The organism is Lactobacillus kalixensis DSM 16043 (genome assembly GCF_001434335.1).
GTDB lineage: Bacteria > Bacillota > Bacilli > Lactobacillales > Lactobacillaceae > Lactobacillus > Lactobacillus kalixensis.
The window spans coordinates 1-1008 of sequence record NZ_AZFM01000084.1 but is presented as its reverse complement, the minus strand read 5'-3'; the positions used below and the strand labels follow the sequence as shown (position 1 = coordinate 1008).

10 tRNA genes are annotated in these 1008 nt (G+C 52.1%); all 10 read right to left on the bottom strand.

Annotation, left to right across the window (positions count from 1 at the left end):
• Positions 1–75: 75 nt before the first annotated feature.
• Positions 76–149: transfer RNA gene (locus tag FC46_RS09860), tRNA-Ile, on the bottom strand.
• Between the two features lie 10 nt (positions 150–159).
• Positions 160–233 (bottom strand) — tRNA-Met (locus FC46_RS09855).
• Positions 234–261: 28 nt separating this feature from the next.
• Positions 262–335, bottom strand: a tRNA-Pro gene (locus FC46_RS09850).
• A 5-nt stretch (positions 336–340) separates the two neighbouring features.
• Positions 341–414: transfer RNA gene (locus tag FC46_RS09845), tRNA-Arg, on the bottom strand.
• Between the two features lie 8 nt (positions 415–422).
• Positions 423–508 (bottom strand) — tRNA-Leu (locus tag FC46_RS09840).
• A gap of 11 nt (positions 509–519) precedes the next feature.
• Positions 520–591, bottom strand: a tRNA-Gly gene (locus FC46_RS09835).
• Between the two features lie 10 nt (positions 592–601).
• Positions 602–674: transfer RNA gene (locus tag FC46_RS09830), tRNA-Thr, on the bottom strand.
• A gap of 28 nt (positions 675–702) precedes the next feature.
• Positions 703–784: transfer RNA gene (locus FC46_RS09825), tRNA-Leu, on the bottom strand.
• A gap of 12 nt (positions 785–796) precedes the next feature.
• A tRNA-Lys gene (locus tag FC46_RS09820) sits at positions 797–869 on the bottom strand.
• 4 nt (positions 870–873) lie between these two features.
• A tRNA-Val gene (locus tag FC46_RS09815) sits at positions 874–946 on the bottom strand.
• Between the last annotated feature and the right edge of the window lie 62 nt (positions 947–1008).

The following is a 1008-nucleotide window of genomic DNA, read 5'->3' as shown; positions in this document are numbered from 1 at the left end:
CAACGACCTTCGGGTTATGAGCCCGACGAGCTACCAGACTGCTCCATCCCGCGATATCTATAATATGCCATGTAATGGACCTTGTAGGACTCGAACCTACGACAGGACGGTTATGAGCCGTCTGCTCTAACCAACTGAGCTAAAGGTCCAAGCTTACAATAGCGGCGGGGGGGATCGAACCCTCGACCTCCCGGGTATGAACCGGACGCTCTAGCCAGCTGAGCTACACCGCCATCACTATATGCAATCAATGGATTACAATCGGGAAAACAGGATTCGAACCTGCGACCCCCTGGTCCCAAACCAGGTGCTCTACCAAACTGAGCCATTTCCCGTTATATGCGCCCTGAAGGATTTGAACCTTCAACCTTCTGATTCGTAGTCAGACACTCTATCCAGTTGCGCTAAGGGCGCATCATCAATGCCGGGGATCGGAGTCGAACCGATACGGTTGAAACCAACCGCGGGATTTTAAGTCCCGTGCGTCTACCAATTCCGCCACTCCGGCGTGTTGATGAAAGCGGAAGACGGGATTCGAACCCGCGACCCCCACCATGGCAAGGTGATGTTCTACCACTGAACTACTTCCGCAAAATTATAATGCCGATTATACGACTTGAACGTACGACCCCCTGTTTACAAGACAGATGCTCTACCAACTGAGCTAAATCGGCAATATTGTCAAACTATGTGGTTTGGCAATACGGGTGGTGGGACTTGAACCCACACGTCCGAAAACACTAGAACCTAAATCTAGCGCGTCTGCCAATTCCGCCACACCCGCAATATAGGGTCATGAGCTGTGAGGGACTTGAACCCTCGACCCACGGATTAAAAGTCCGTTGCTCTACCAACTGAGCTAACAACTCGATATGGAGGATACAGGGCTCGAACCTGTGACCTCCTGCTTGTAAGGCAGATGCTCTCCCAGCTGAGCTAATCCTCCATATAAGCACGGCAGCTGCCTACCCTCGCAGGCAGTCTCCCACCAACTACTCTCGGCGTTAA